General features: G+C 36.9%; 22 protein-coding genes. 12 read left to right on the top strand and 10 right to left on the bottom strand.

Annotated features, from left to right (window positions below):
* Positions 1–136: 136 nt before the first annotated feature.
* Positions 137–640: a DinB family protein gene (locus MM236_RS01700; RefSeq protein WP_241273197.1), complete on the top strand. Its 504-nt coding sequence runs from the start codon at positions 137–139 to the stop codon at positions 638–640.
* A gap of 388 nt (positions 641–1,028) precedes the next feature.
* Positions 1,029–3,164 (top strand): S9 family peptidase, encoded by a 2,136-nt coding sequence (locus MM236_RS01695; protein WP_241273196.1) that lies wholly within the window; start codon positions 1,029–1,031, stop codon positions 3,162–3,164.
* Between the two features lie 362 nt (positions 3,165–3,526).
* Here the strand turns inward: MM236_RS01695 and MM236_RS01690 are convergent, their stop codons facing one another.
* Positions 3,527–4,945, bottom strand: coding sequence for a Glu/Leu/Phe/Val family dehydrogenase (locus MM236_RS01690; protein WP_241273195.1), 1,419 nt, complete (start codon positions 4,943–4,945; stop codon positions 3,527–3,529).
* Positions 4,946–5,065: 120 nt separating this feature from the next.
* Entirely contained in the window at positions 5,066–6,166 is a 1,101-nt protein-coding gene (locus tag MM236_RS01685; protein ID WP_241273194.1) for a serine hydrolase domain-containing protein, read from the bottom strand.
* Positions 6,167–6,234: 68 nt separating this feature from the next.
* Here MM236_RS01685 and MM236_RS01680 point away from each other — a divergent pair, with 68 nt between their 5' ends.
* Positions 6,235–7,899 carry a glycoside hydrolase family 10-like protein gene (locus MM236_RS01680; RefSeq protein ID WP_241273193.1) on the top strand — a complete coding sequence of 555 codons (1,665 nt, stop codon included), beginning with the start codon at positions 6,235–6,237 and terminating at the stop codon, positions 7,897–7,899.
* Complete coding sequence (locus tag MM236_RS01675; protein WP_241273192.1) at positions 7,900–8,841, top strand: GNAT family N-acetyltransferase; 942 nt, start codon at positions 7,900–7,902, stop codon at positions 8,839–8,841.
* On the opposite strand, the gene MM236_RS01670 is transcribed toward MM236_RS01675, so the two are convergent.
* Positions 8,838–9,266, bottom strand: a complete 429-nt coding sequence (locus MM236_RS01670) for a response regulator (protein WP_241273191.1) — start codon at positions 9,264–9,266, stop codon at positions 8,838–8,840. The genes MM236_RS01675 and MM236_RS01670 overlap by 4 nt on opposite strands.
* A gap of 252 nt (positions 9,267–9,518) precedes the next feature.
* On the opposite strand from MM236_RS01670, the gene pgi reads away from it, so the two are divergent.
* Complete coding sequence (pgi, locus tag MM236_RS01665) at positions 9,519–11,165, top strand: glucose-6-phosphate isomerase (RefSeq protein WP_241273190.1); 1,647 nt, start codon at positions 9,519–9,521, stop codon at positions 11,163–11,165.
* A 493-nt stretch (positions 11,166–11,658) separates the two neighbouring features.
* Here pgi and MM236_RS01660 read toward each other — a convergent pair whose 3' ends face one another.
* The 6 genes from MM236_RS01660 to hutH all read right to left on the bottom strand — a co-directional run bounded on the left by MM236_RS01660 (position 11,659) and on the right by hutH (position 18,471).
* Positions 11,659–12,069, bottom strand: coding sequence for a GxxExxY protein (locus tag MM236_RS01660; RefSeq protein ID WP_241273189.1), 411 nt, complete (start codon positions 12,067–12,069; stop codon positions 11,659–11,661).
* Positions 12,070–12,510: 441 nt separating this feature from the next.
* Positions 12,511–14,505, bottom strand: coding sequence for a urocanate hydratase (gene hutU / locus MM236_RS01655; RefSeq protein ID WP_241273188.1), 1,995 nt, complete (start codon positions 14,503–14,505; stop codon positions 12,511–12,513).
* Positions 14,506–14,810: 305 nt separating this feature from the next.
* Positions 14,811–15,158, bottom strand: a complete 348-nt coding sequence (locus MM236_RS01650) for a HepT-like ribonuclease domain-containing protein (protein WP_241273187.1) — start codon at positions 15,156–15,158, stop codon at positions 14,811–14,813.
* A complete protein-coding gene (locus MM236_RS01645; RefSeq protein ID WP_241273186.1) occupies positions 15,151–15,450 on the bottom strand; it encodes a nucleotidyltransferase family protein in 300 nt (99 codons plus the stop codon). The genes MM236_RS01650 and MM236_RS01645 overlap by 8 nt, the downstream gene beginning before the upstream one ends.
* Positions 15,451–15,495: 45 nt before the next feature.
* On the bottom strand, positions 15,496–16,743 hold the full coding sequence (gene hutI / locus MM236_RS01640; RefSeq protein ID WP_241273185.1) for an imidazolonepropionase: 1,248 nt from the start codon (positions 16,741–16,743) through the stop codon (positions 15,496–15,498).
* Positions 16,744–16,899: 156 nt separating this feature from the next.
* The gene (gene hutH, locus MM236_RS01635) at positions 16,900–18,471 is read right to left on the bottom strand and encodes a histidine ammonia-lyase (protein WP_241273184.1); all 1,572 of its coding nucleotides are present in this window, start codon (positions 18,469–18,471) and stop codon (positions 16,900–16,902) included.
* 335 nt (positions 18,472–18,806) lie between these two features.
* On the opposite strand from hutH, the gene MM236_RS01630 reads away from it, so the two are divergent.
* The 5 genes from MM236_RS01630 (at position 18,807) to MM236_RS01610 (ending at position 22,462) form a co-directional block, all read left to right on the top strand.
* On the top strand, positions 18,807–19,199 hold the full coding sequence (locus MM236_RS01630) for a GxxExxY protein (protein WP_241273183.1): 393 nt from the start codon (positions 18,807–18,809) through the stop codon (positions 19,197–19,199).
* A 118-nt stretch (positions 19,200–19,317) separates the two neighbouring features.
* Complete coding sequence (locus MM236_RS01625) at positions 19,318–20,190, top strand: LysR family transcriptional regulator (protein ID WP_241273182.1); 873 nt, start codon at positions 19,318–19,320, stop codon at positions 20,188–20,190.
* A 296-nt stretch (positions 20,191–20,486) separates the two neighbouring features.
* On the top strand, positions 20,487–21,641 hold the full coding sequence (locus tag MM236_RS01620) for a DUF4221 family protein (RefSeq protein ID WP_241273181.1): 1,155 nt from the start codon (positions 20,487–20,489) through the stop codon (positions 21,639–21,641).
* Between the two features lie 240 nt (positions 21,642–21,881).
* Positions 21,882–22,088 (top strand): type II toxin-antitoxin system VapB family antitoxin, encoded by a 207-nt coding sequence (locus MM236_RS01615; RefSeq protein ID WP_241273180.1) that lies wholly within the window; start codon positions 21,882–21,884, stop codon positions 22,086–22,088.
* Positions 22,085–22,462 (top strand): PIN domain-containing protein, encoded by a 378-nt coding sequence (locus tag MM236_RS01610; RefSeq protein ID WP_241273179.1) that lies wholly within the window; start codon positions 22,085–22,087, stop codon positions 22,460–22,462. The genes MM236_RS01615 and MM236_RS01610 overlap by 4 nt, the downstream gene beginning before the upstream one ends.
* 3 nt (positions 22,463–22,465) lie before the next feature.
* On the opposite strand, the gene MM236_RS01605 is transcribed toward MM236_RS01610, so the two are convergent.
* On the bottom strand, positions 22,466–22,639 hold the full coding sequence (locus tag MM236_RS01605; RefSeq protein WP_241273178.1) for a hypothetical protein: 174 nt from the start codon (positions 22,637–22,639) through the stop codon (positions 22,466–22,468).
* Between the two features lie 138 nt (positions 22,640–22,777).
* Here MM236_RS01605 and MM236_RS01600 point away from each other — a divergent pair, with 138 nt between their 5' ends.
* Together MM236_RS01600 and MM236_RS01595 are read left to right on the top strand one after the other, a co-directional pair.
* The gene (locus tag MM236_RS01600) at positions 22,778–23,065 is read left to right on the top strand and encodes an AbrB/MazE/SpoVT family DNA-binding domain-containing protein (RefSeq protein WP_241273177.1); all 288 of its coding nucleotides are present in this window, start codon (positions 22,778–22,780) and stop codon (positions 23,063–23,065) included.
* Positions 23,062–23,403, top strand: coding sequence for a type II toxin-antitoxin system PemK/MazF family toxin (locus MM236_RS01595; protein WP_241273176.1), 342 nt, complete (start codon positions 23,062–23,064; stop codon positions 23,401–23,403). The genes MM236_RS01600 and MM236_RS01595 overlap by 4 nt, the downstream gene beginning before the upstream one ends.
* The last annotated feature ends 6 nt before the right edge of the window (positions 23,404–23,409 follow it).

Genomic DNA, 23,409 nt, shown 5'->3' with positions numbered 1-23,409 from the left:
TTATTTTAATTTGTACAATCCAATCGACACTTATAGACTTCAGTGGTATTGAATTCTTCAAGAAATCGGATAGGTGGGTTAGTGAAAAATCAGAATCAAAATCAATCAATTTCTAACAGTCAAAATTAATCAAATTATGGAAATTAAAAATTCAGAAGCAGTTACAAATGGTTCAAAAACAGTAATGAACTCCGATCAGTTGTTGGGGCATTGGCAAGGACATCGTGCATTGACAAGGAGAGTCATTGAAGCATTTCCTGAAGAGGATTTGTTTAGTTACCAAATTGGAGGAATGCGTCCATTTTCGGATATGGTCAAGGAGCTGCTGGCCATAGCTGTCCCAGGTGCAAAGGGATTGGCAACTAATATTTGGGAAGAATTGGATGAAGAAATTTCTTTGGGAAAAAGCAAAGCTGAGATTTTGTACCATTGGGATCAAGCTACCGAAGATATCAATTATTGGTGGCCCCAGATTTCTGAAGAAAGATTTCAGGAAGAGATGCTAGCATTTGGACAGTATAAGGATAAGGGGTTTTGCACGCTTTTGTACTTTATAGACAATGAAATTCATCATCGAGGACAAGGATATGTTTATTTGAGGTCTTTAGGGGTAGAGCCTCCATCTTTTTGGGAAAGGTAACGAAACTATAGCCGGTGTCTTCAGAAATTATGCTTGTTTTTGGGACGCCGGCCATTTTTTTATAAGAGTATCTGCAATGTTGCACGTTGGCTAAGAAGCGGGTTTTTTGTGTTGCAGATCATCATCAGACAACAGTTCACAATCAAATCAATTATCAAACATTCTATTGATTGGATACGTGCAAGAAAGCGTTTATACATTTTTTTTTATTCAAAAATGAATTCTCGAGGTTTTAAATTTTCACCAAGACATTTTACTTTTTTAAGTAATTTTTTTTGTGATTAACATATCTATCTAAGTTTAGGTGGTCATTAATGAAATGAGCCAGAATCTTAATGAAAATCTCACTTTTCTTTTTTTTATCTTTACGTTTCTAACCCCTTTCACCATGAATAAATCAATTCAAAACCTCTTAATTTTAAGTATTGGTATGAGTATAGCATGTTCTCAACAAGAACCAGAGTTTAAACTTCCCGACGTTCAGCCTCCAGTGGCAGCAATAAAGCCTTTCGAGATACTGGCAAAGCATGGGCACAAAAGAGTAGACAATTACTATTGGCTCAATGAAAGAGAAGATCAGGAAGTGATCGATTATTTGAATGCAGAAAATGCATATCTAGATACAATGATGGCCCATACAAAAGGATTTCAGGAAGATCTTTTCAAGGAAATGAGGAGTAGGATAAAAGAAGATGACTCTTCTGTTCCTTACAAGTTGGGGGAATATTATTACTATTCCAGATATGTCGAAGGTGGTGAATATCCAATATATGCACGCAAAAAAGGATCCCTTGATGGAGAAGAAGAGATAATTATGGATGGCAATGATCTTGGAAAAGGAAAGTCGTACTTGAATTTTTTTACTTCAGTAAGTGAGGATCATAATCTTGCTGCAATAATCATGGATACTGTAGGTAGAAATTTCTACTCTGTGGCCATCAAAGACCTTCGGACTGGGGAGATGTTGCCAGACAAAATAGAAAATATAAGGAGCAGTGCGATATGGGCTAATGACAACAAGTCATTCTATTACTCAATTCCAGATCCAGTTACTCTGAGAAATTTCCAAGTGAAAAGACATATTCTTGGAGAAGATTCTTCATTGGATGAAATAATTTTTGAAGAAAAAGATCAAACCTTAAGCTGTGGAGTAGGAAAAACTAAATCTAAAGAGTACATCATCATTGGGTCGGGTAGGACAGATGCTTCTTACGCGCTGTTTTTGGAAGCAGACAATCCAGGGAAGCCAAAGCTTATAGCACCGCTCAAAGACAATGTCCAATATGACGTAGATCACGCAGGTGGAGACAAGTTCTATATTTACACCAATCAAGATGCTGTCAACTACAGACTCGTGGAGGCCCCAATTTCTAATCCTTCATCCTCAAATTGGAGCGATCTGATTCCTAACCGTTCAGATATTTTCCTGGAGAATGTAGATTACTTTAAGAATTTTATGGCTGTACAAGAGACAAAAGAAGGTCTTGCCAAAATCCGAGTTATCAAATACGAGGACAAATCAGAGCATGAATTGGAATTTGGGGAACCTGCCTACACGGCAAGTTTGGGGTATAATCCAGCTTTTGATACCGAGGTAGTAAGATATTCCTACACTTCTATGACTACCCCCAATTCTGTATATGATTACAATATGCAGAATCGTGATAAAGTCTTGATGAAAGAACAAACAGTATTGGGTGACTTCAACAAGGAAAATTATCAAACCGAAAGAGTGATGGTCACAGCGAGGGATGGAAAAAAAATTCCTATGTCTCTAGTTTATCGCAAAGATAAATTCAAGAAAGATGGAAGTATGCCTGGTTGGGTGTATGCATATGGCTCCTATGGATACTCTATGGACGCTTCATTCAGTAGTACAAGGTTAAGCTTGTTGGATAGAGGGTTTGTCTATGCAATAGCACATATCAGAGGAGGACAAGAGATGGGGGGAGATTGGTATGAAGATGGGAAAATGATGAACAAAAAGAACACATTCTATGACTTCATAGATTGTTCCAAATGGTTGCAGGAAAATAATTATGTAGCAAAAGACAAACTATTCGCATCAGGTGGAAGTGCTGGTGGATTATTGATGGGGGCAGTGTTGAATATGGCACCTGAAGTCTATAAAGGAGTTATCTCTGCGGTTGCTTTTGTAGATGTTGTGACCACTATGATGGACGAAACCATTCCATTGACTACTTTCGAGTGGTTGGAATGGGGAAATCCAAATATTCAGGAGCAATATGAATACATGCTTTCATATTCTCCATATGATAATGTAGAGGCGAAGAATTACCCGCATATCTTGGCGACCACAGGTCTACACGATTCGCAGGTACAGTACTGGGAACCTGCAAAGTGGGTTGCGAAATTGCGAACTCTAAAAACGGATGATAACAAACTGTTCCTTTACACAAATATGGACGCAGGTCATGGCGGAGCAAGTGGTAGATTTGAGAGTCTAAAAGAGCTAGCGCGTGAATATGCCTTTGTATTCGATATTTTGGAAATCAAAGAATAGTATTTATCTCAAACACAATTTGCCGCTATAATGGAAACAGTATAGCGGCATTTTTATGTTCTATAAAACAAGTATTATTGAGTGAATATGCGTATTGATAATCTAAAATATTGTTTAAATACAATGAAAATAAGAATAATTCAATGAAAAAATATGTAAAATACCCTGTACCGGGTATTTTATAGAATAAAATATATAGCTACATTTGTCCCGGGTGATTAAACAATTTTTCTTTGACATTAGTCAAACGCAAGTAACTTTGAAAGGCTATTTTTTTAGCCTTTCGTTTTTTATAAACATAAAAAAACTCTTTCAGGAATTGAACCCGAAAGAGCTTTTAAGAAATCAAATTCAACTTCTTTTTATGGGAATATCCCAAGGTCAGTGTAGCTGATTGCTATCCGTTCTATTGCAAGAATAAATGCTGCAGTTCTAAGGCTATTGATCTTCTTGCTTTTCCTTGTGGAGTTCATGGCATGATATGCTTCTACCATCGTTTCTTCTAGACCAGACAATACCAGATCTCTTTCTGATGCTCCTTTGATAAGGCTATCTTTTTCCATGTCAGTAAATTCTTCCCCTGTGGCATTCTCGATGGTTCCCAGAAGTTTTCTGTACTTTTCCATATCGTACCTTTTTTCCAACTTCCCAAAAGAAACCCTTGACAAATTTTTGAGCCATTCAAAATACGAAACAGTAACACCACCTGCATTGAGGTACATATCAGGAATGACTAATATGTTGTTTTCAAGCAATATTTTCTCAGCTTCTTGCGTCACTGGCCCATTTGCAGCCTCTCCTATGATTTTAGCTTTTACCTTGGCGGCATTTTCTATTGTGATTTGATTTTCAAGTGCTGCTGGTACCAAAATATCGCACTCATATGTCAGAAATTCTGTACTGTTTTTTACAAATTCTCCTTTTGGATATCCCTTAAAGCCTTTGTTCTTAAGTTGGTAAGATTTCAATGCTTCCACATCTATACCAGATGGGTCGTAGATGCCTCCATTCCATTCAGCCACGGCTATGATTTTTGCACCAGATTCTTGAATGTACTTTGCTGAGTAATATCCGACATTACCGAGACCTTGTACAATGACTGTTTTGTCTTTCATGCCGGTCTTCAAGCCTAGCGCAGCCATATCTTCCTCTACATTCACAGCTTCCCTGATTCCAAAAAATACTCCTTGACCAGTTGCTTCCGTACGGCCATCGATGCCATGTTGTGATAAGGGCTTTCCTGTCACACAACCTTTGGCATTGATCAATTCAGGATTGAATGCTTCGTAGGTATCGACTATCCAGGCCATTTCCCGGGCACTGGTACCATAATCAGGAGCCGGTACATCTATAGCAGGACCTATAAACTTCTTCTTGATCAATTCAGAAGTGTATCGTCTTGTTATTTTTTCCAATTGAGTGACATTGTATTCAAGTGGATTGATCCTCACTCCACCTTTAGCACCTCCAAATGGAACATTTACCAATGCACATTTGTACGTCATCAATGCTGCCAAGCCCTTTACTTCATCTTCATTTACATGCTCACTATATCTAATTCCGCCTTTTACTGGCAATTTGTGATGAGAGTGTTGCACTCTATAGCCTGTCAATGTTTCATAAGTGCCATCATCATTTCTGAGAGGAAAATTAAACTTATAAATACTATTGCATTGCTTGATCTGTTCAATAAGTCCAGGGTTGAGATTCATGTGTTTTGCAGCATCATCTACGAAGCCACACACATCCTGAAATAAACTATAGTCTTTTTGCTTACTCATAAAAATAGTTAACTTTGGTTACATCTCTAAGTTACGAATCATTTAAAACTTGTCATTAGAAGAAAAATGAAATCTATGTGGATATTTCGTTATGGCCTCATTATCAACATACTAAAATTTTTAGTTTTCTTGTAATTTATTTATTTTTTCCCAAATCAAATCAAGAAATAGAAAAGAAACCATAGAATTGTCTGTGTCTTGTCCAAACCTGACAAGCACAAGGTTTTGAGAGGGTACTACACAAACGAACTGACCATCTCTACCCAATCCTGATATCATATCTTCAGGAGCGTTGGGTAATACCGATCCAGGTAAAATGATCTGAAGAGAAGGAACCATATAACTCCCTTTGCCATTCAGCCACCATAGATATCCATAGCTTTCATTGATGGTTTGCGATGGTGATGTCATTTGGTTCAAAAAATCCATATCAGCAAATACTGATTCTCCCTTCCATTTGCCTTTGGCTAGAACCAATAGCCCAAACCTTGCAGCAGACCTCGTATCGCTGAAATAAACATTGTTAAACCCAATTCTTTGCCAAGAACCTCTCATCCCAATTTTTGAAGCAATTTTGGAATCAAAATATGAATCAAAAGGTTCTGCACTTGCATTTTCAATTATTTGATCAAGAATTGTGTATGGAGCATTGTGGTAAGCCCAACGTTCGCCTGGTTCTGCCTTGAAAAGTAACTTTTCAGGGGAATAATCATCGCCTGCGTCAACTGATTCATCCAAACCAGAAGTCATAGTCAATTGATGCCAAATAGTAATTTTTTTTTCTTGATCCGGATTGAGAGATGTCCAACCATCACCAAGGTGTTTTGAACTTGGGTCCTGAATGGATAATAAACCTTCCTCTTGAGCTATCCCAACAAGTGACGCGGTCAATGTCTTTCCTGCAGATGCCCAATACCAATTTGAATTTTTATCAAATCTTTGACTGCCAATCAACCTGTTTCCAAAATACTTTTCTACGACAATCTTACCATCTTTTAGAATTATGAAACCCCTAGTGTTGCCACTTTCCAAAACACTGTATAGTTCCTCTAAATCTTCAAGCTTCCAGTTAAGTAATTCTGGGCTGGTTTTTTCCCATTCATCAGTACCTATTGGAGGGAAATAAAGTTCATTTTCATAATTTCGGTCAACTTCTTTACAAGACATCAAAAGAAGTGTTGCTATCAAAAGACTTGAGACAATAATTTTTATTTCTGACATGATAGAGCGAATGATGCATTAAAAATCGTAAAAAATTCTCAGTTTTATGTTTTAAAATTTCGTGAAGAATGATATTTCTAAAAGTATATAAAAACAAAGCTGCTCTTGTTGTATTTTCATTGACTATTGGTTTGTTTTTCTCATGTAGTCCTTCAAGAAAGGTGGTAGAAAACTCAGAGTCCTCTACATGGAAGCAGCTTCCGAATACTACACCAAATCAAACTGCAACTTTTCCAGAAATAAAAAGAGAAAATAGTTTTTATGCTGTTTCAGAAATGGAACTGAACCAAAGCAATAGGGAGTTTAGAGGGGTTTGGATAGCAACGGTAGCCAATATTGATTGGCCAAACTCAGGTATGGATACTTGGGAAAAGCAAAAGACAGACTTCATAGCTTTGTTGGATTATTATCATCAGCTAAATTTCAATGCCGTCATTGTGCAAGTTAGGGCTGCTGGCGATGCTTTTTACACTTCTAGGTTTGCCCCGTGGTCTAGGTATTTGACTGGTCAGGAAGGGATTAGGCCTAAGACCTCGGAGGATCCATTGTCGTGGATGATATTGCAAGCCCATAAGCGAGGTTTGGAATTTCATGCTTGGTTCAACCCCTTTCGTGCTACATTTGATTTGAATACTGCCAAGTTGAGCCCGCAGCATGATTATTTTACTCACCCAGAATGGATGGTTCAATATGGACCGAAGTTTTATTACAATCCTGGGATTCCAGAAGTAAGAACCCACATGGTAAATATTATAGAAGAGGTGGTCCAGAATTATGATGTAGATGCTGTTCATTTTGATGATTATTTTTACCCTTACAAATTAGACAAACAGGTTTTCAAAGATTCTCAAGCCTTCAGTAGATATGGGAATGGTAAGAATATTGAGGATTGGCGAAGAGAAAATGTAAACCTCTTGGTACAAGCTGTCCATCAAAAAATAAAGTCTACAAAACCTTGGGTTCAGTTTGGGATTAGTCCTTTTGGAGTTTGGAGAAACAATGACAGGGATCCAAATGGATCAAATACAAGAGGTGGTGTGTCAAATTATGATGATTTATATGCTGACCCAATTACATGGATGAAATCGAAGTGGATCGATTACCTCATCCCACAATTATATTGGAGCATGGATTATAAATTGGCATCGTACAGGGAATTGGTAGGCTGGTGGTCAAAAAATAGCCACAATACCAAAATCTATGTAGGAAATGGACCTTACAAAATCCGTGACAATGCTGATTTGGCATGGAATGACCCAAAGGAAATGTCAAAACAGGTCGCTTTGGCCAAAACTACAATAGGTATTGATGGCAATGCCTACTTTTCCGCCCGCTCACTCTACACAAAGAATACAGATGTAGCAAAAATAATCAAAGACGAGCATTACAAATCAAAGGTGCTTTCTCCAAGTTTTCAAAATCTAGGCATGGATAATTCTGCAAGGCCAATTCAGGCTGAGTTGATTTCCAATTCAAATGGTTTACACCTTTTTTTACCGAATTCCATAGATCCGATTTATAGATACGCAGTTGTATATTCAGGGGACAACCCGGATGATATTGCAAGTAAAAAAGATCATGTGAGTATGCAAAAAGTATTTCTTGAAGATCGAAATAAAAACGGATTTCCTATAGCAAGTAGTTTTTCTGGTTCTAGATATTTAGCGATAAGTTTTATTGATAGATATGGAAGGGAAACTAGCGCAAAAATTTTTGAAATTAAATCAAAATAAATGGAAATAAGAGAAGCTTCTTTGGCAGATATTCCGAAAATAATTTCGCTTTTGAAAGTGTCACTTGGAGAGAATCTTTTGCCCAAATCAGAAGCGTTTTGGACATGGAAACATATCGACAATCCATTTGGAGAATCTCTCGTGATTTTGGCGGAAGATAATGGAGAGGTTGTAGGTGTAAGAGCATTTATGAAATGGGAATGGGTTTTTAGAAATAGAGTTTTGAAAGCTTTGAGAGCTGTAGATACGGCTGTTCATCCTTCATATCAAGGTCGAGGGATATTCACTAAAACCACCAAAATGCTCGTTGATAAAGCCAAAAATGAAGGCTATGATTTTGTTTTCAACACTCCAAACAAAAAAAGTATAAAAGGATATTACAAAATGGGCTGGGAGAAATTCGGGAATATTCCAGTGACAATACAATTCAATAAACTTGCTAAAAGTATTGAACCGATCGATAAGATAGCATTTGATAAAAAATTGTTTTTTGAGTGTTTGAAAAAAATAAAGGCTGAGCCTAATGGAATAGTAAAGAATGTCAGCCCTGATTTTTTGGAATGGAGGTATTTCAAATGTCCAGTGCACAATTATCACTTTATTACAGATCGCCATTCATTTTTGATGATTTATAGAATTCGGCAAACTACAATAGGCAAAGAACTGAGAGTTGTTGATGTTTTTTATTTAAAGGAAATTGAAAAGATGGATTTAGAATTAGTTTCTAGAGCCATAGAAAAAACCCAGAAAGATTTGCAAGTCAATTACACATCAATTCTAGGTTCTAATCATGGTTATTCCTTGAAAGGTTTTCTAACATTTTCAAAAATCCCAATCGGTCCAGTTTTGACAATAAAAGATTTGAATCTAAAAAATCTTAAGCCTGACATTTTTGCTAAGTCAAATTGGAGTTACACATTAGGGGATATGGAGTTGTTTTAAGAATATTTGAAAAACTTTTCAATTGCATCTATAGAGGCTATTGAAAATGGTTTGATGATGTAACCAAAGACATTTTCATTTTCATTGATTTTGTCAATATCAGCTTTGCTCGTAGAACTTGACAGTACTACAATTCTAAAATTCTTCTTCAAAGTTACATCCAGATGCTTGTACTTTTCTATGAAGTCCCAGCCACTAAAATCCGGCATGTTTAAGTCCAAAAGTATCAATACAGGGTTTTTATTGACTATGTTTTTTTGGGTCTCTATGATATGCTGGAGATATTTGTAAGCTTCTAGTCCATCTTCAAATTTCCAGATTTTGTGCAAATAGCCAGCTCTTCTCAAAAATTTTGAATTCAAAATATTGATGACTGGATCGTCATCTACTAAAAGAATCGCTTCAAACTCATTGATGTCATTCATTTCGAAAATATTATGTTTGGTTTATAAAAATGCGAATTTTGAAATAAATTTGGTAAAATTTTAAAATTTTTAGTTTATACAAATTTTGTTAAAAAATATAAGGTTTCCTATACCAACAAGTTGGTATTTTTCAATAGATTTTATTCAAAATGGCTATTTTACACCAATGGTTATATTGTGAATTTCACTTTCTCTTTTTTACCTCCAAATTTATAGCTTACTTTTATGGCATATATCAAATCAATTTCTTAGATGAAAAACATTAATCCTACCCAAACCAATTCATGGGCTTCCCTTTCCAAGCAAGCAAAAGAAAAAAGCAGTTTGACAATCAAGTCACTTTTTTCGGAAAACAAGAGATTTGAGAAATATTCTATTCAATTGGAAGACATTCTTTTAGATTATTCGAAGAACAGAATTGATGATTCTATAAAGGCTTCCTTATTCGACTTGGTAGAAGAAGTGAATTTGAAATCTGCCATTGATGCGATGTTTTCTGGAGAAAAAATTAATCTGACTGAAAATAGAGCAGTTCTGCACACAGCATTGAGAAACAGGTCAAACAGCCCTGTTTATTTTGAAGGAAATGATGTCATGCCTGATGTGAACTCAGTATTGAAGCAGATGAAATCATTTGCAGATCAAGTGCAAGAAGGAAAATGGCTCGGTTACACTGGTAAGCCTATTACATCCCTTGTCAATATAGGTATTGGCGGTTCTGACCTTGGTCCTGTGATGGTCACAGAAGCGCTGAAACCTTTTCAAAATCCAAACTTGGAGATCTTTTTTGTGTCCAATGTGGATGGTACACACATGGCTGAAACTTTAAAAAAAGTAGATCCTGAGACGACATTGTTTTTCATAGCATCCAAAACTTTCACCACGCAGGAAACCATGACCAATGCGCATACTGCAAGAGATTGGTTTTTGAAAGCAGCAAAAGATGATAGTGCTGTTGCCAAACATTTCGTAGCCCTTTCGACCAATGCCAAGTCTGTTGAGGAGTTTGGGATAGATACCAAAAATATGTTTGCTTTTTGGGATTGGGTAGGAGGAAGGTATTCCTTGTGGTCAGCGATTGGTTTACCTATCGCATGTGTGATTGGTTTTGATAATTTTGAGAAACTTCTTGCTGGTGCACATAGTATGGATCAGCATTTTAGAAATGCTAGGTTTGAAGAAAATATCCCAGTGATATTGGCACTTATTGGCTTGTGGAATACCAACTTCCTTGGCGCGACTTCAGAGGCGATTTTGCCTTACGATCAATATCTTCATCGTTTTGCGGCATATTTCCAGCAGGGAAATATGGAGTCAAATGGAAAATATGTAAGTAGATCAGGGGAGAAAGTCGATTATCCAACCGGCCCAATTATCTGGGGTGAGCCGGGAACGAATGGCCAGCATGCATTCTATCAATTAATACACCAAGGCACTCATTTGATCCCTTGTGACTTCATCGCTCCAGCCAACTCGCATAATCCAATAGGAGATCACCATGTCAAATTGCTTTCTAATTTCTTTGCACAGACGGAAGCGCTGATGAATGGGAAGTCTCACGATGAAGTGATAGCGGAAATGGAAAAAGCAGGAAAATCAAAAGAAGAAATTGAGAAAATAGCGCTTCATAGGGTTTTCGAAGGAAATAGACCTACCAACTCAATCTTGGTAAAAGAACTCAATCCTTATACGCTAGGTCAATTAGTAGCGATGTATGAACATAAAATTTTCGTTCAGGGAGTTATTTGGAATATCTTGAGTTTTGATCAATGGGGAGTGGAATTGGGCAAAGTATTGGCAAATGCGATCTTGCCGGAGCTACATGGGGATGAAAATGTTTCATCTCATGATGGTTCTACCAACGGCTTGATCAATGCTTTTAAAGCTATGAGAAAGTAAATTCTATTTTCTTTTGAACCACATAGTAACATAGTTACACATAGATTTTTTCTCTTTTCTATGTGGCTCTATGTGTCTATGTGGTTTATTTGTTTTTTTTTGAACCACATAGTAACATAGTTACGTATAGATTTCTCCTTATGTGATTCTATGTGTCTATGTGGTTTATTTGTTTTTTTGAACCACATAGTAACATAGTTACACATAGATTTTTTTTCTTTTCTATGTGGCTCTATGTGTCTATGTGGTTTATTTGTTTTCTTTTGAACCACATAGTAACATAGTTACGTATAGATTTTTTTTCTTTTCTATGTGGCTCTATGTGTCTACGTGGTTTGTTTGTTTTTTTGAACCACATAGGAACATAGTTACACATAGATTTTTTCTCTTTTCTATGTGGCTCTATGTGTCTATGTGGTTTATTTGTTTTTTTTTGAACCACATAGGGACATAGTTACACATAGTTTTTTGGTTCAATTAGAATTACAAAAGCTTAATCTTCATCAAGAACCCTATATTTTTCAGTAACAAATGATTTTTGTCCATATTTAAAAATGTTTGTTGAGTTGAAATTTACTAGTAAGCCTTTTGGGGCATCGAGAAGCTTCAAATAAGTGAGAATTTGTGCTTCATGGATTGGCAATATTGTTTCAACAGCTTTTAATTCGAGAACAATTGAGTTTTCTACAAAAAAATCTGCTCTTAATTCAGCTAAAACTTCTGTGCCTCTGTAATAAACAGGAACAATTAATTGGGATTGGAATTGAATTTTTTGGTACCTAAATTCTTCAATCAAACATTTATGATATACACTCTCCAAAAGCCCAGGCCCAAGTGCTTTGTGTACTTCTATACAACATCCTAGAATTTTGTACGATAATTTGTCTAGTTCATTTTTAGTCATCTAAATTTATTTTTCTAGTTGATTAATTGAGTATTTTTTTGAACCACCTTAGTATATTTAGGTTTTTATCTCTGTGGTTTTTTGTTTTTTTTTAACCACATAGGCACATAGTTACACATAATTTTTCCCCAATGTGACTCTACGTGTCTATGTGGTTAGTTTGTTTTTCATTGAACCACCTAGGTATATTTAGGTTTTTATCTCTGTGGTTTTTTGTTTTTTTTTTAACCACATAGGCACATAGTTACACATAGTTTTTCCCCTATGTGACTCTATGTGTCTATGTGGTTAGTTTGTTTTTCATTGAACCACATAGGTATATGTAGGTTTTTATCTCTGTGGTTTTTTTGTTTTTTTTTAACCACATAGGAACATAGTTACACATGGTTTTTTCCTTCAGTGGTTCTATGTGTCTATGTGGTTTGTTTTTCAACTAGATTCTTAAAATTGTAATAAATCATCATCTACCATTACTGGTACAGTCACTTTTAGGCCAGGAGTCCTTTCCATTTCTCTCTTTATCGCAAATAATGCTTCATCATTTCTTGCCCAAGCTCTTCTGGAAATACCATTGTTGACATCGTAGAAGAGCATTGATTTCAATTTTCTTTCGGCTTCTAAAGAGCCATCGAGTACCATTCCAAAGCCTCCATTGATCACCTCTCCCCAGCCTACGCCTCCTCCATTGTGAATAGAAACCCAAGTTGCGCCTCGGAAACTATCTCCAATCACATTATGAATGGCCATATCAGCTGTGAATTTGCTCCCATCATAGATATTGCTTGTCTCACGGTAAGGTGAATCTGTCCCACTTACATCATGATGATCTCTCCCCAAGACTACGGGTGATGACAGTTCTCCTGATTGAACAGATTGATTGAATGCCTGAGCGATTTTGCTCCTTCCTTCAGCATCAGCATAGAGTATTCTGGCTTGTGATCCTACGACCATTTTATTTTTGCCAGCTTCTTCAATCCATTTGATGTTGTCCAGCATCTGTTGTTGGATTTCTTTAGGTGAGGAAGCCATGATTTCTTTGAGAACCTGCGCTGCAATTTGATCGGTTTTCTCCAAGTCTTCTGGTTTTCCCGAAGTACAAACCCATCTAAATGGTCCAAAACCATAATCGAAACACATTGGCCCCAAAATGTCCTGAACATAGGAAGGGTATCTGAAATCAATACCATTTTCAGCCATCACTGCTGCACCAGCACGGGAAGCTTCTAATAGAAAAGCATTTCCATAGTCAAAAAAGTAAGTCCCTTTTGATACATGATTATTGATGGCGGCAGCTTGTCTTATGAGTGATTCCTTTACTTTGAACTTGAATTTTTCAGGCTCATTTGCCATCATGTGATTGGATTCATCGAAACTCAAACCAACAGGATAGTATCCGCCAGCCCAAGGATTGTGAAGTGAAGTTTGGTCAGATCCAAGTTCTACAATGATATTTTCTTTATCAAATTTTTCCCAGACATCCACAATATTGCCTAAATAGGCGATGGAAACCACTTCTTGTTTTTCTTGAGCGCTTCTCACTCTATCGGCCAGATCCTCTAGATCTTCTATCAGTTCATCCACCCAACCCTGTTCGTGTCTTTTGTAAGCAGCTTTGGGATTTACTTCTGCACATACTGTGATACAACCAGCAATATTCCCGGCCTTCGGTTGAGCACCTGACATTCCACCCAATCCAGCAGTAAGAAATACTTTGCCTTTAGGATTTACCTCCGCCCCAAGTTTTTTTCTAAAAGCATTCATCACAGTGATGGTTGTACCATGTACGATACCTTGTGGGCCAATGTACATATAAGAACCAGCAGTCATCTGTCCATATTGGGTGACGCCTAGTGCATTGAATTTCTCCCAATCATCAGGCTTAGAGTAATTAGGGATCATCATTCCATTAGTGACTACTACACGAGGAGCGTCTTTGGAAGAAGGGAAAAGACCCATAGGATGACCCGAATAGATATGCAGTGTTTGTTCATCAGACATTTCTGAGAGGTACTGCATAGTAAGTAGGTATTGAGCCCAGTTTTGAAACACGGCTCCATTGCCGCCATAAGTGATCAATTCTTGCGGATGTTGTGCAACGGCAGGATCCAGGTTGTTTTGGATCATCAGCATGATAGCTGCTGCTTGCTGACTTTGCGCAGGGTATTCCGAAATTGGCCTTGCATAGATGTCATGATCCGGCATGAATCTGTACATGTAAATCCTTCCATATTCCTGGAGTTCTTCAAAAAATTCCCTTGCCAGTTCTGCATGCCAAGTTTTGGGGAAATAGCGTAAAGCGTTTCGAACAGCCAGCTTTTTCTCTTCCAAACTCAAAATATCCTTGCGCTTTGGAGCGTGCGAAAAATTAGGATCAGGTTTCTTTTTGAAAGGTAGGGTAGAAGGGATGCCTTGGGTTATGGATTCTTGGAAATTCATAATTTTGATATTTGGAATTTATTGGATTCTTAAAAGTTGTAGATATTTTTCACTTGAATGTGATAGTAATAGGATTAGCCGATTACAGTAGAAATATTGTTGAATGAAATAAACTTAGTAAAATGAGGTTGTAATATGCTGCAACAGACAAGTTTTGCTTCGTGAAATATTGTGGAAAATAAATTAACCTGAAATAAGGTAAGGGTTCTTTAGTTTTAAAAACAGATCTTTATAAATGACCTCCAGATTTTATTTGAGTTAGGAAGTCGATGTTACTGTTGCATGTCTTCTGAAACTTATTTATTTCAATTTTCCAAGATTTGATCTACTTGTTTCAAAAGAACTGGAAGGTGCTGAATAACTACAGACCAAATCATCTCATCAGAAATTCCGTCATAAGCATGAATTATAATGTTTCTTAGCCCTATGATTGATCTCGATTCAGGCAGAGTATCCAAAAATGCATTGTCTCTTCTAACGATTCTATTGACTGCTTCTCCGATTATTTCCAAATTTCTTTCTATCGCTTTTTTTAGAATTAAATTTTGGCTGTAATCTATTGCAGACTCAATTTTATATTGTTCTAGGAAATCTTGAATTTCGGAACCTGCTAGGAGAATGTCAAATAACCATTTTACTATTTTTTCATCCATATAAGAGTTCTTTTGACCTTTCTATGGCTTGAATAAGAATGGGGTTTTTTAGCGTTTGCTTTTCGATAAGATCCACTTCCTTTCCTGTAATTTTTTCTAAAGAAAATTTGAATTCTAAGTAATTCAGAAAATAGTCGTGGAGATCGATATTTTTGAATTTTACTAAAAAATCAATGTCAGATTTTTCTGTCATTTCTCCGACTGCGGCAGAACCAAACACATACAATTCTTCTACATTATATTTTTCACAAAGATTGCGAATTGCTGATTCTGGTAGGTTTGCTGTTTTCATAAGTTTAATTTAAGATTTTATTTCCAATCTATTTCAACTATATAGCTACTTTATTTCAATTCCATTCTTATAAATTATAGATGGCTTCAGCCTCCCTTGCTGATAAGTAATTTCTCTATAATCATCAGTTGGGAATAAGATCAGATCTGCTTTGAATCCGTGTTTGAGTTGACCACGATCTGCAAGATTGAGTGCAGCAGCAGCTCTAAAGGTAATTCCAGCAAGCACTTCTGCATTGCTGAGTTTTTCGAATGTTCCCAAAATAGAAGCTTGCGTCAACAAATCTCCCATGGGAGCCGATCCAGGATTCCAGTCGGAGGCTATAGCTAAGGAAGCTCCTGCATCCAACAGTTTTCTGGCAGGTGAATAAGCTACACCCAAACCCATAGAAGCACCTGGTAATGCCACAGCGATGGTATTTGATTCAGCTAATAATTGGATTTCTTTTTCCGAACTTGCTTCTAAATGATCTGCAGATATAGCAGCAAAATCTACAGCCACTTTTGAGCCTCCTGTGCGGAACTGATCAGCGTGAACAGTGATGTCAAAACCCATTTCCTTTGCCTTTTGAAAATAGGACTGAATATCCTCGGAAGTAAATGCTGTTTCCTCAATAAAAGCATCAATTCGGTTGGCCAAACCTTCTTCTTGGAGGATAGGGAAAACTTCTTCAGAAATTTTCTTGAGGTAATCCTTTTGTGTTCCTTGAAAATCCTTTGGGGGAATATGGGCGGCCAAGCAACTAGGAATTAAATCAGCTGAAGTATTTTCATTGGCCAATTTGATTGCTCTGAGCATTTTGAGTTCCTCTTCAACAGATAAACCATACCCACTTTTGACTTCAATAGTGGTGATTCCGTCTTTTAAATGTCTATTTGACCTGTTTACCGTCAGTTGGGCAAGCTTTTCTAGGCTGGCTTTGCGGGTTTGGGTCACTGTGTCCCAGATCCCACCGCCTGCTTTTGCAATTTCAAGATAAGATATACCAGCGTTGCGCATGGCGTAATCTTTTGCTCTGCTACCTCCAAAGCAAATATGTGTATGACAATCGATCAAACCAGGAAGTGCTACAAAGTCACCTTTTAGATTGACCATTTCAGCCCCTATAGACTGTGCTTCAGGATAAAGATCCCAATATGGGCCTATTTCATAGATTTCTTCATTCTTAATCAAAATCCCTGCTTCTTGGACTACATGCAGCTGCTCGTCTTTCAGTGCTCCCTTCAGCGGAAGTCTTGCCATGGTGACGGCTTGGCGGATAGGTCCGATGAATGTGTATTTGATAGTTTGCATATTTGTGTGATTTAACCTTTGAGGTTTTCAAAACCTCGAAGGTTTTCTGGTTATAATATTAAATTTTAAGAGCCTTTAAGATGTGGATTAATTAACCAAAAATTCTCTTTCTGGGCTTTAAACTTTCATGTGCACCGCGACGTACTCAAAGGTTTTTTAAAACCTATCAAACTCCTTCGACCAATCTGTCTCAAGCTGTAATCCTTCTTTGTCAGCGACTTCTCTGGCTAAGTTAAGCAATTCACCACTTTGAATGATGGAGATAGCGGTCTCCATGTCTTCGTACATGATCTGATCTTCGGTGACATGGTTGATTTTTGTCCGCACATGCTCATAAAGGGCTGTCATGATCTTGCCAGACTTCAATGGGGCATGGAAATCAACCGCTTGAGCTGCACAAAAGAGTTCTACACCGAGAATCTTTTCCACATTTTCTATCACTTGCAAAGCTTTTCTTGCTCCAATAGACCCCATACTTACATGGTCTTCCTGGCCAAGTGAGGTAGGAATGCTATCAGCCGAAGAAGGAAAGCAAAGGCCCTTGTTTTCACTTGCCAAAGCTGCTGTGGTGTATTGGGGGATCATAAAACCTGAATTCAATCCCGTTTCTTTCAACAATAGCTTGGGTACACCAGGAGTATCGCCTTCCAATGAAAGATAAATCCTTCGATCCGAAATATTTCCAATCTCCGAAGCCGCCAAGCAAGCATAATCCAAGGGCATTGCTATGGGCTGTCCATGGAAATTTCCTCCACTTATTGTATGGTTTTCATTGAAGACGACAGGGTTGTCGGTCACCGAGTTGATTTCTGTTTCCAACATGTTTTTAAGGTGTAGCCATGCATTTCGGGAAGCACCATGGACTTGCGGCATACATCTTAGAGAATATGGGTCTTGCACTCGTGCACACATTGCATGCGAATGCACAATCTCTGAATCATGAAGCAGATTGAGGATGGTTTGTGCTACATGTTGATTTCCTGCATAAGGACGGAGTTGATGGAGTTCGGCAGAAAAAGGTTTGACAGATCCCAGAAGTCCTTCTAGCATCATGGCCCCCGTGATATCTGCGTGGGCAAGAATATTGTAAAACCTTTCCAAGACTTTGACCCCAAAAGCAGCGATAAATTGCGTTCCATTGATCAATGCCAATCCCTCTTTTGGTCCCAAGTGTATAGGCTCAAGTTGATATTCCTTAAATAATTTTGAAGTTGGAATGATTTCACCTTTATAATGCACTCTTCCCAATCCAATCAAAGGCAGAAATAAATGTGATAAAGGAGCCAAATCACCCGATGCACCAACTGAGCCTTGTTTGGGAACTACCGGGATGGCATCATGTTCTATGTGCCAGAGCATTCTGTCCAATGTGTCTTCCTGAATTCCAGAGAAACCTTTTGCCAATGCATGGATTTTGAGGATCAACATCACTTTTGATATATCTATTGGTATTGGCTCACCAACACCGACGGCATGGCTTTTTAGGATATTTTCTTGAAGTTTACGGGTTTGGTCAGGGGAAATCATGGTCGTGCAAAGCGGTCCGAAACCAGTATTGATCCCATAGACAGGCTTACCATTGGCAACTATTTTTTCTACCGCAGAAGCACTAGTTCTAATTTTCTCCCTGGTTTCATCAGATAGGACTCCCTGAATTTCACCTTTGGCAATGCTAAGTGCAATGGATGCAGTGAGGTGTTGTTGGCCGTATTGGAAAGTGTTTTTCATATTTTTAAGATTTTTGCCACAAAGGCGCGAAGGCACAAAGGTTTTTATTAGGTAGTTTGTAATCCAATTGTATTATTTTAACCAAAACATCATAGTTGTTTAAGGTTTTGTTTTGCCATGAAGACTACATCATAATTCTAATTTTTATATTATTATACCTTCGTTGCATTTCAACTCAAAATTAGCTCTTCTTATTCATAATTATAAATACCAATTTTAGTATAAATAAATAACCTGTAGTAATTAATTGATTTAAACGTTTAATTTCAAAACATGATTTGAGTCTATCAAACTTGATTCTTAAATTGTAGTTTTACTAATTTAAATTTATACAGATGAGTTTTGGAGATTTAAGTTTTGATGAAGAGAGAATTGGTAAGTTGATCGTGAATTCTTCTTTTAAGGTACATAAAAATTTGGGACCTGGTCTTTTGGAAAAAGTTTATGAAGTTTGTCTAGCTCATGAATTGAGAAAGTTAGGTTTGGATGTAAAAAGGCAAATAACCATTCCAATAGTTTATGATGGAATTAAATTTGATGAAGGATTGAGGTTGGATTTGTTGATAGAAGATAAGATAATAATTGAAATTAAAGCTGTTGAGCAAGTAAATCCAGTTTGGGAGGCGCAAATTATTAGCCATTTGAGGTTGACTCGTTTAAAATTGGGATATTTGATAAATTTTAATGTCCCTTTGATAAAGAAGGGGATTAGACGTTATCGGAATTAAATGTGAATAAAGTAGTCTCTCACGAAGCCGAAAAGTCACGAAGTTTATACATTAAAAGAGTAGTAGATAATAAACTTTCTTAGTGCCTTGGCGACTTTGTGGCTAAAATATTAAAGCCTTGAATATAGAACTCCGACATCTTGAATATTTCCGTGCTGTAGCTGAAGAACTGAATTTCGGTAGGGCAGCGGAGCGGTTATTTATCTCTCAGCCAGGTCTTAGTCGACAGATCAAGCAGATGGAGGAAATCTTAGGCGTGCAGCTTTTTGAAAGGACCAAAAGAAAAGTGGAATTGACAGCAGCAGGCCATTTTTTGAGATCGGAAGTGGACTATATTTTCAATCATTTGGAATTAACCAAAACCCAACTGAAAGAAATTGCCAAAGGCAATGTTGGTGAATTGAGAATAGGCTTTCTGGGTTCTGCTGCACATACGGTATTACCTGATTTTTTGGTGAAGATTTCACGCGAATTCCCAGGCATCCAATCAAGTTTGGAAGAACTCAGCAATGCCATGCAAGTGGAAATGCTGGAAAAAGATAGGTTGGACCTTGGATTTGTCCGGCTGGCAAGGGTTCCGAACCCATTGCAAATGCAAGTGGTGCATAATGATACTTTTTCTGTTGTATTGCCAATGGGGCATCCTTTGTCAAATGGTGGATTCAAAAATGTTGGGCAACTTAAAGAAGAGGATTTCATTCTCTTTTCCCATGATTATTCATCGATTTATTTTGATAAGATTATGTCTATTTGTGAAGATCAAGGTTTTTCTCCTCGAATTACGCACAAGTCTGTCCATGCTTTGACCATTTTCAAATTGGTGGAGGCAGGTTTGGGAGTGGCGATTGTTCCGACATCGCTCAAAGAAGGTTATGATCTGAAAGTGAATTTCATTGAGCTGAAAAATATCAAACAAAAAACAGAGCTTTTTGCAGTTTGGAAAAAGGGAAATAGAAATCCCGCCTTATCTAAGGTTTTGGGGTTGTTGTGATATAGAATCAGGGAAATCTCTATTTTCAATTTCTAAGCGAGAATTATCTTGTGGGCTGTTCAATTTATTGGATTTGGTCTATGAGGACACAAACCAAGAAGATTAATTTTAACTTAGCGATATTGATAGATATTATTCGAAATATGCTCTATCCAAAGTAGACAAGTTCGCTAGTTAAAATGGAAATAGGATTGAAATATTTCAGCAGTTTATTTTTGAATTATGGTTTCAATGTCCTTATTAGTTTGATTTTTTAAATTAATATCTTAGGTTTGAAATGAACTAATGTTTTGAAAATGAAAAATGTGAATTCTTTAAGATTGATTTCTTTATTGTTTTTTTGTGCCTGTGGTCAGCAAAATGTTGAAGAAAACAAAAACTACCAATTAGAATCAATAGATCATATTGAATTAAAGATCGATGAAACTACCCCAAATTTCAGCATGGGTTTGCAGTACTTTGCTGATGGAGATCAGGAGTGGGTTTTTAATATCAATTGGAATACAAATTCTCTTCAAATGTATGAGTTACCGCATGGGAATTTGGTAAAAACTATGGTTTTTGAAAAAGAAGGAGATCAAGGAATCGGTGGATTGATGGGGTTTCATATTCATACGCTTGACAGTATTTTTCTCTTTACACAACATGGGGAGTCCTTTGTCCTTGTTGACACAGCAGGGAGTGTCAAAGAAAGATTCAGATATGAAGTTCCAAAAAATCATACAAATGCATTTGTCCACAATATAAGCTTTGTGACACCACCAATTATCCGAGGCAAGGAGATATTTTTTAAGACTAGGCCGGCAGTAGTGAGTAATTACCTTGAAATGACAGATGAACTTTTATCCTCTTCAAGTTTAGGTTTTAGGTTGGATATGGGATCATTGGAGGTTGATTTATTACCCCATCGATACCCAAAGGGATATTTGGAAAATGGGCTTAGGAGATTTGAAAATAGCAGAGCTCAAGGCATAAGTAAGATCGTTTACTCCTTTTTCGGGGATCATAATTTGTATTGGGCGGATGATTTTGATTCTCCTTTGAAAGCTGTAGATGGAAGAAGTGAATTTTTGAATGAAAGATTACCTTTGTTGCCGAAAGAAGGAGTTCCTATTGAATCACAGAAGTACAGTTTTGCTTCTTCTCGATACGATAACTTGATTTATGATCCATTCAAGGATGTTTTTTATCGATTTGCTTTTCCGGATTTGGAAGTGGAATCAGAGGAAGAGGTAAGGGCGTTGAGGAGTAATCCAGGGCCATTTGTGGTAATGGTTTTTGACGGAGATTTGAATATTTTGGGAGAGACTTATTTTGAAGGAGGGAAATATCTTCCTATGAATGCTTTTGTTGGGCAGAAAGGACTTTATCTTTCGACTAATAACCCTGATAATTCAGATAATCAGGAAGATTTGATGGGATTTGAAGTGTTTAGTTTTGCCAGTTTTTAGAAGCTTTCTAGGGATGAAAGAGTAGTTTTATTAAAAACTAGGATAGACTTTGTTCTGTTTTTCCAGTATTCCAATATTATCAAGCCTTTTGGCTTGGGCTTTTTTTGACCAAATTACCCGTTTAACAATGAGTCGATTTCTGAATTTGCTTCTTCTTCGGTCAAGATTTCACCTTCATTAATTTGTCTCTTTATTTCCTTATACGATGAAACATCGTATTTTTGTAAAAAAATTAATATTATGAAAGTTACAGCAATAATTCCTGATGATTTGATAGCTGAAGCTATGGAGCTTTCTAAGTCAGGTACGGTCACAGATACTTTGAAAATAGCTTTGATAACTTATATTAGATCTCAAAAACTAAAAGAGCTTGGGACTATGGTTTTTAATGAGCCTTTGGAATTCAAATATTCTTCTCAGGAATTACGTGATTTAAACCGAAAATGAAAGGAGTTGTATTTGATACTTCAATCTGGATTGAATTTTTGAAAGGTAATCCAAAATTCTTTGACACTTGTCAAGAACTTTTGGAAAAAGACAGAGTCTTTGGGCTGGAACTGATTTTTGCTGAATTACTTCAAGGGGCAAAAGGAAATAGAGAAATTGATACGATTTTGGCTTATGCTTCGCTAGTTCCTACTCTGGATGAACCTTACTTGATTATTGAGTCGGGATTGATGTCACAAAAATATAATTACATCAATGATGGCGTGGGATTGATAGATGCAGTGATCTTGAAAGCAGCTAAAAAAAATGATCTCCAAGTTTGGACTTTAGATAAAAAGTTGAGAAAAGTATCAGGATATGATTTGCTTTTTTAACGATCAAAGTACCAAATCCTTTACCCAGTTTGTGATGATTTTTTTTGGTTCATCGTTTATATCGTATGCCTTCATGATTTTTACAGGGTCTTCTTTGAAAAAGTGTCCAATCCCTTCAAATATCTTGGTCTTTATATTTGGGTTTTGCATGGTTTCAAGTGTTCGGATTTCCTTCAAAAATATGTTGTTTTATTTAACATGTTTTAAATGTTAAATTTGAAAAAGGGTAAGAGTTTTATCTGATAATAAGATGGTTGAAATGAAAAATTTACACAGATTATTATAACTTGTTATAACATATTGTTAACTTTAAGCATGGAAACCAAAATCAGAAAAATTGGAAATAGTAGTGGGATTATTTTACCTAAATCCTTGATTGATAAATATGATCTCTCTGAGGTGATTATAGAGGATCATGGTGATGGAATCATCATCAAGCCTGCAAAGAAATCCATGTTTCAGGCCAAGATGGAAGAAGCCAGAAAAAACAAAACGGCCATTTACATAGAAATGGAAAGGCAAGCTGCCCAATCAGAAGTCAATGCTTTTTATGAGGAGGAAGCTAAAAATTGGGGAAACATAGACACTGAAATTTTAGAATGATGAAAAGCGGTCAAGTATGGTTGGTGGACTTTGAGCCTCAGGTCGGACAAGAGATCAAAAAGATCAGACCCGCCATCATTGTCAATTCAAATGCGTTGGGAATTTTACCTTTGAAAGTGGTAGTCCCTCTGACAGATGGTCTGAAACAGCAACAAGCCTGGATGACCAAACTTTCCCCTAGTCAAAAGAATGGCTTATCTAAAACTTCTTTTGCAGATTGCTTTCAAGTAAAAAGTATTTCTGATAAGAGGTTTGTCAAGAAAATTGGAGTCTTAAACGAAGAAGAAATGGCTGAAGTGAAATTATGTCTTGCTAAAGTATTGGAGTTGATTTTTTAAAATAAA

The organism is Belliella calami, from assembly GCF_022549695.1.
GTDB classification, from domain to species: Bacteria; Bacteroidota; Bacteroidia; order Cytophagales; family Cyclobacteriaceae; genus Belliella; species Belliella calami.
This window is presented reverse-complemented; position numbering and strand designations above follow the sequence as displayed.

Excerpts from the sequence above, each read along its gene's own strand:
- MM236_RS01645 (WP_241273186.1), bottom strand. The coding sequence starts at position 15,450 with ATGAAAACAGCAAACCTACCAGAATCAGCAATTCGCAATCTTTGTGAA.
- MM236_RS01610 (WP_241273179.1), top strand. The coding sequence starts at position 22,085 with ATGAAAGGAGTTGTATTTGATACTTCAATCTGGATTGAATTTTTGAAA.
- MM236_RS01620 (WP_241273181.1), top strand. The coding sequence starts at position 20,487 with ATGAAAAATGTGAATTCTTTAAGATTGATTTCTTTATTGTTTTTTTGT.
- MM236_RS01595 (WP_241273176.1), top strand. The coding sequence starts at position 23,062 with ATGATGAAAAGCGGTCAAGTATGGTTGGTGGACTTTGAGCCTCAGGTC.
- MM236_RS01700 (WP_241273197.1), top strand. The coding sequence starts at position 137 with ATGGAAATTAAAAATTCAGAAGCAGTTACAAATGGTTCAAAAACAGTA.
- MM236_RS01660 (WP_241273189.1), bottom strand. The coding sequence starts at position 12,069 with ATGACTAAAAATGAACTAGACAAATTATCGTACAAAATTCTAGGATGT.
- MM236_RS01695 (WP_241273196.1), top strand. The coding sequence starts at position 1,029 with ATGAATAAATCAATTCAAAACCTCTTAATTTTAAGTATTGGTATGAGT.
- MM236_RS01650 (WP_241273187.1), bottom strand. The coding sequence starts at position 15,158 with ATGGATGAAAAAATAGTAAAATGGTTATTTGACATTCTCCTAGCAGGT.
- MM236_RS01690 (WP_241273195.1), bottom strand. The coding sequence starts at position 4,945 with ATGAGTAAGCAAAAAGACTATAGTTTATTTCAGGATGTGTGTGGCTTC.
- pgi (WP_241273190.1), top strand. The coding sequence starts at position 9,519 with ATGAAAAACATTAATCCTACCCAAACCAATTCATGGGCTTCCCTTTCC.
- MM236_RS01685 (WP_241273194.1), bottom strand. The coding sequence starts at position 6,166 with ATGTCAGAAATAAAAATTATTGTCTCAAGTCTTTTGATAGCAACACTT.
- MM236_RS01675 (WP_241273192.1), top strand. The coding sequence starts at position 7,900 with ATGGAAATAAGAGAAGCTTCTTTGGCAGATATTCCGAAAATAATTTCG.
- hutU (WP_241273188.1), bottom strand. The coding sequence starts at position 14,505 with ATGAATTTCCAAGAATCCATAACCCAAGGCATCCCTTCTACCCTACCT.
- MM236_RS01600 (WP_241273177.1), top strand. The coding sequence starts at position 22,778 with ATGGAAACCAAAATCAGAAAAATTGGAAATAGTAGTGGGATTATTTTA.
- MM236_RS01680 (WP_241273193.1), top strand. The coding sequence starts at position 6,235 with ATGATATTTCTAAAAGTATATAAAAACAAAGCTGCTCTTGTTGTATTT.
- MM236_RS01670 (WP_241273191.1), bottom strand. The coding sequence starts at position 9,266 with ATGAATGACATCAATGAGTTTGAAGCGATTCTTTTAGTAGATGACGAT.
- hutH (WP_241273184.1), bottom strand. The coding sequence starts at position 18,471 with ATGAAAAACACTTTCCAATACGGCCAACAACACCTCACTGCATCCATT.
- MM236_RS01630 (WP_241273183.1), top strand. The coding sequence starts at position 18,807 with ATGAGTTTTGGAGATTTAAGTTTTGATGAAGAGAGAATTGGTAAGTTG.
- MM236_RS01615 (WP_241273180.1), top strand. The coding sequence starts at position 21,882 with ATGAAAGTTACAGCAATAATTCCTGATGATTTGATAGCTGAAGCTATG.
- hutI (WP_241273185.1), bottom strand. The coding sequence starts at position 16,743 with ATGCAAACTATCAAATACACATTCATCGGACCTATCCGCCAAGCCGTC.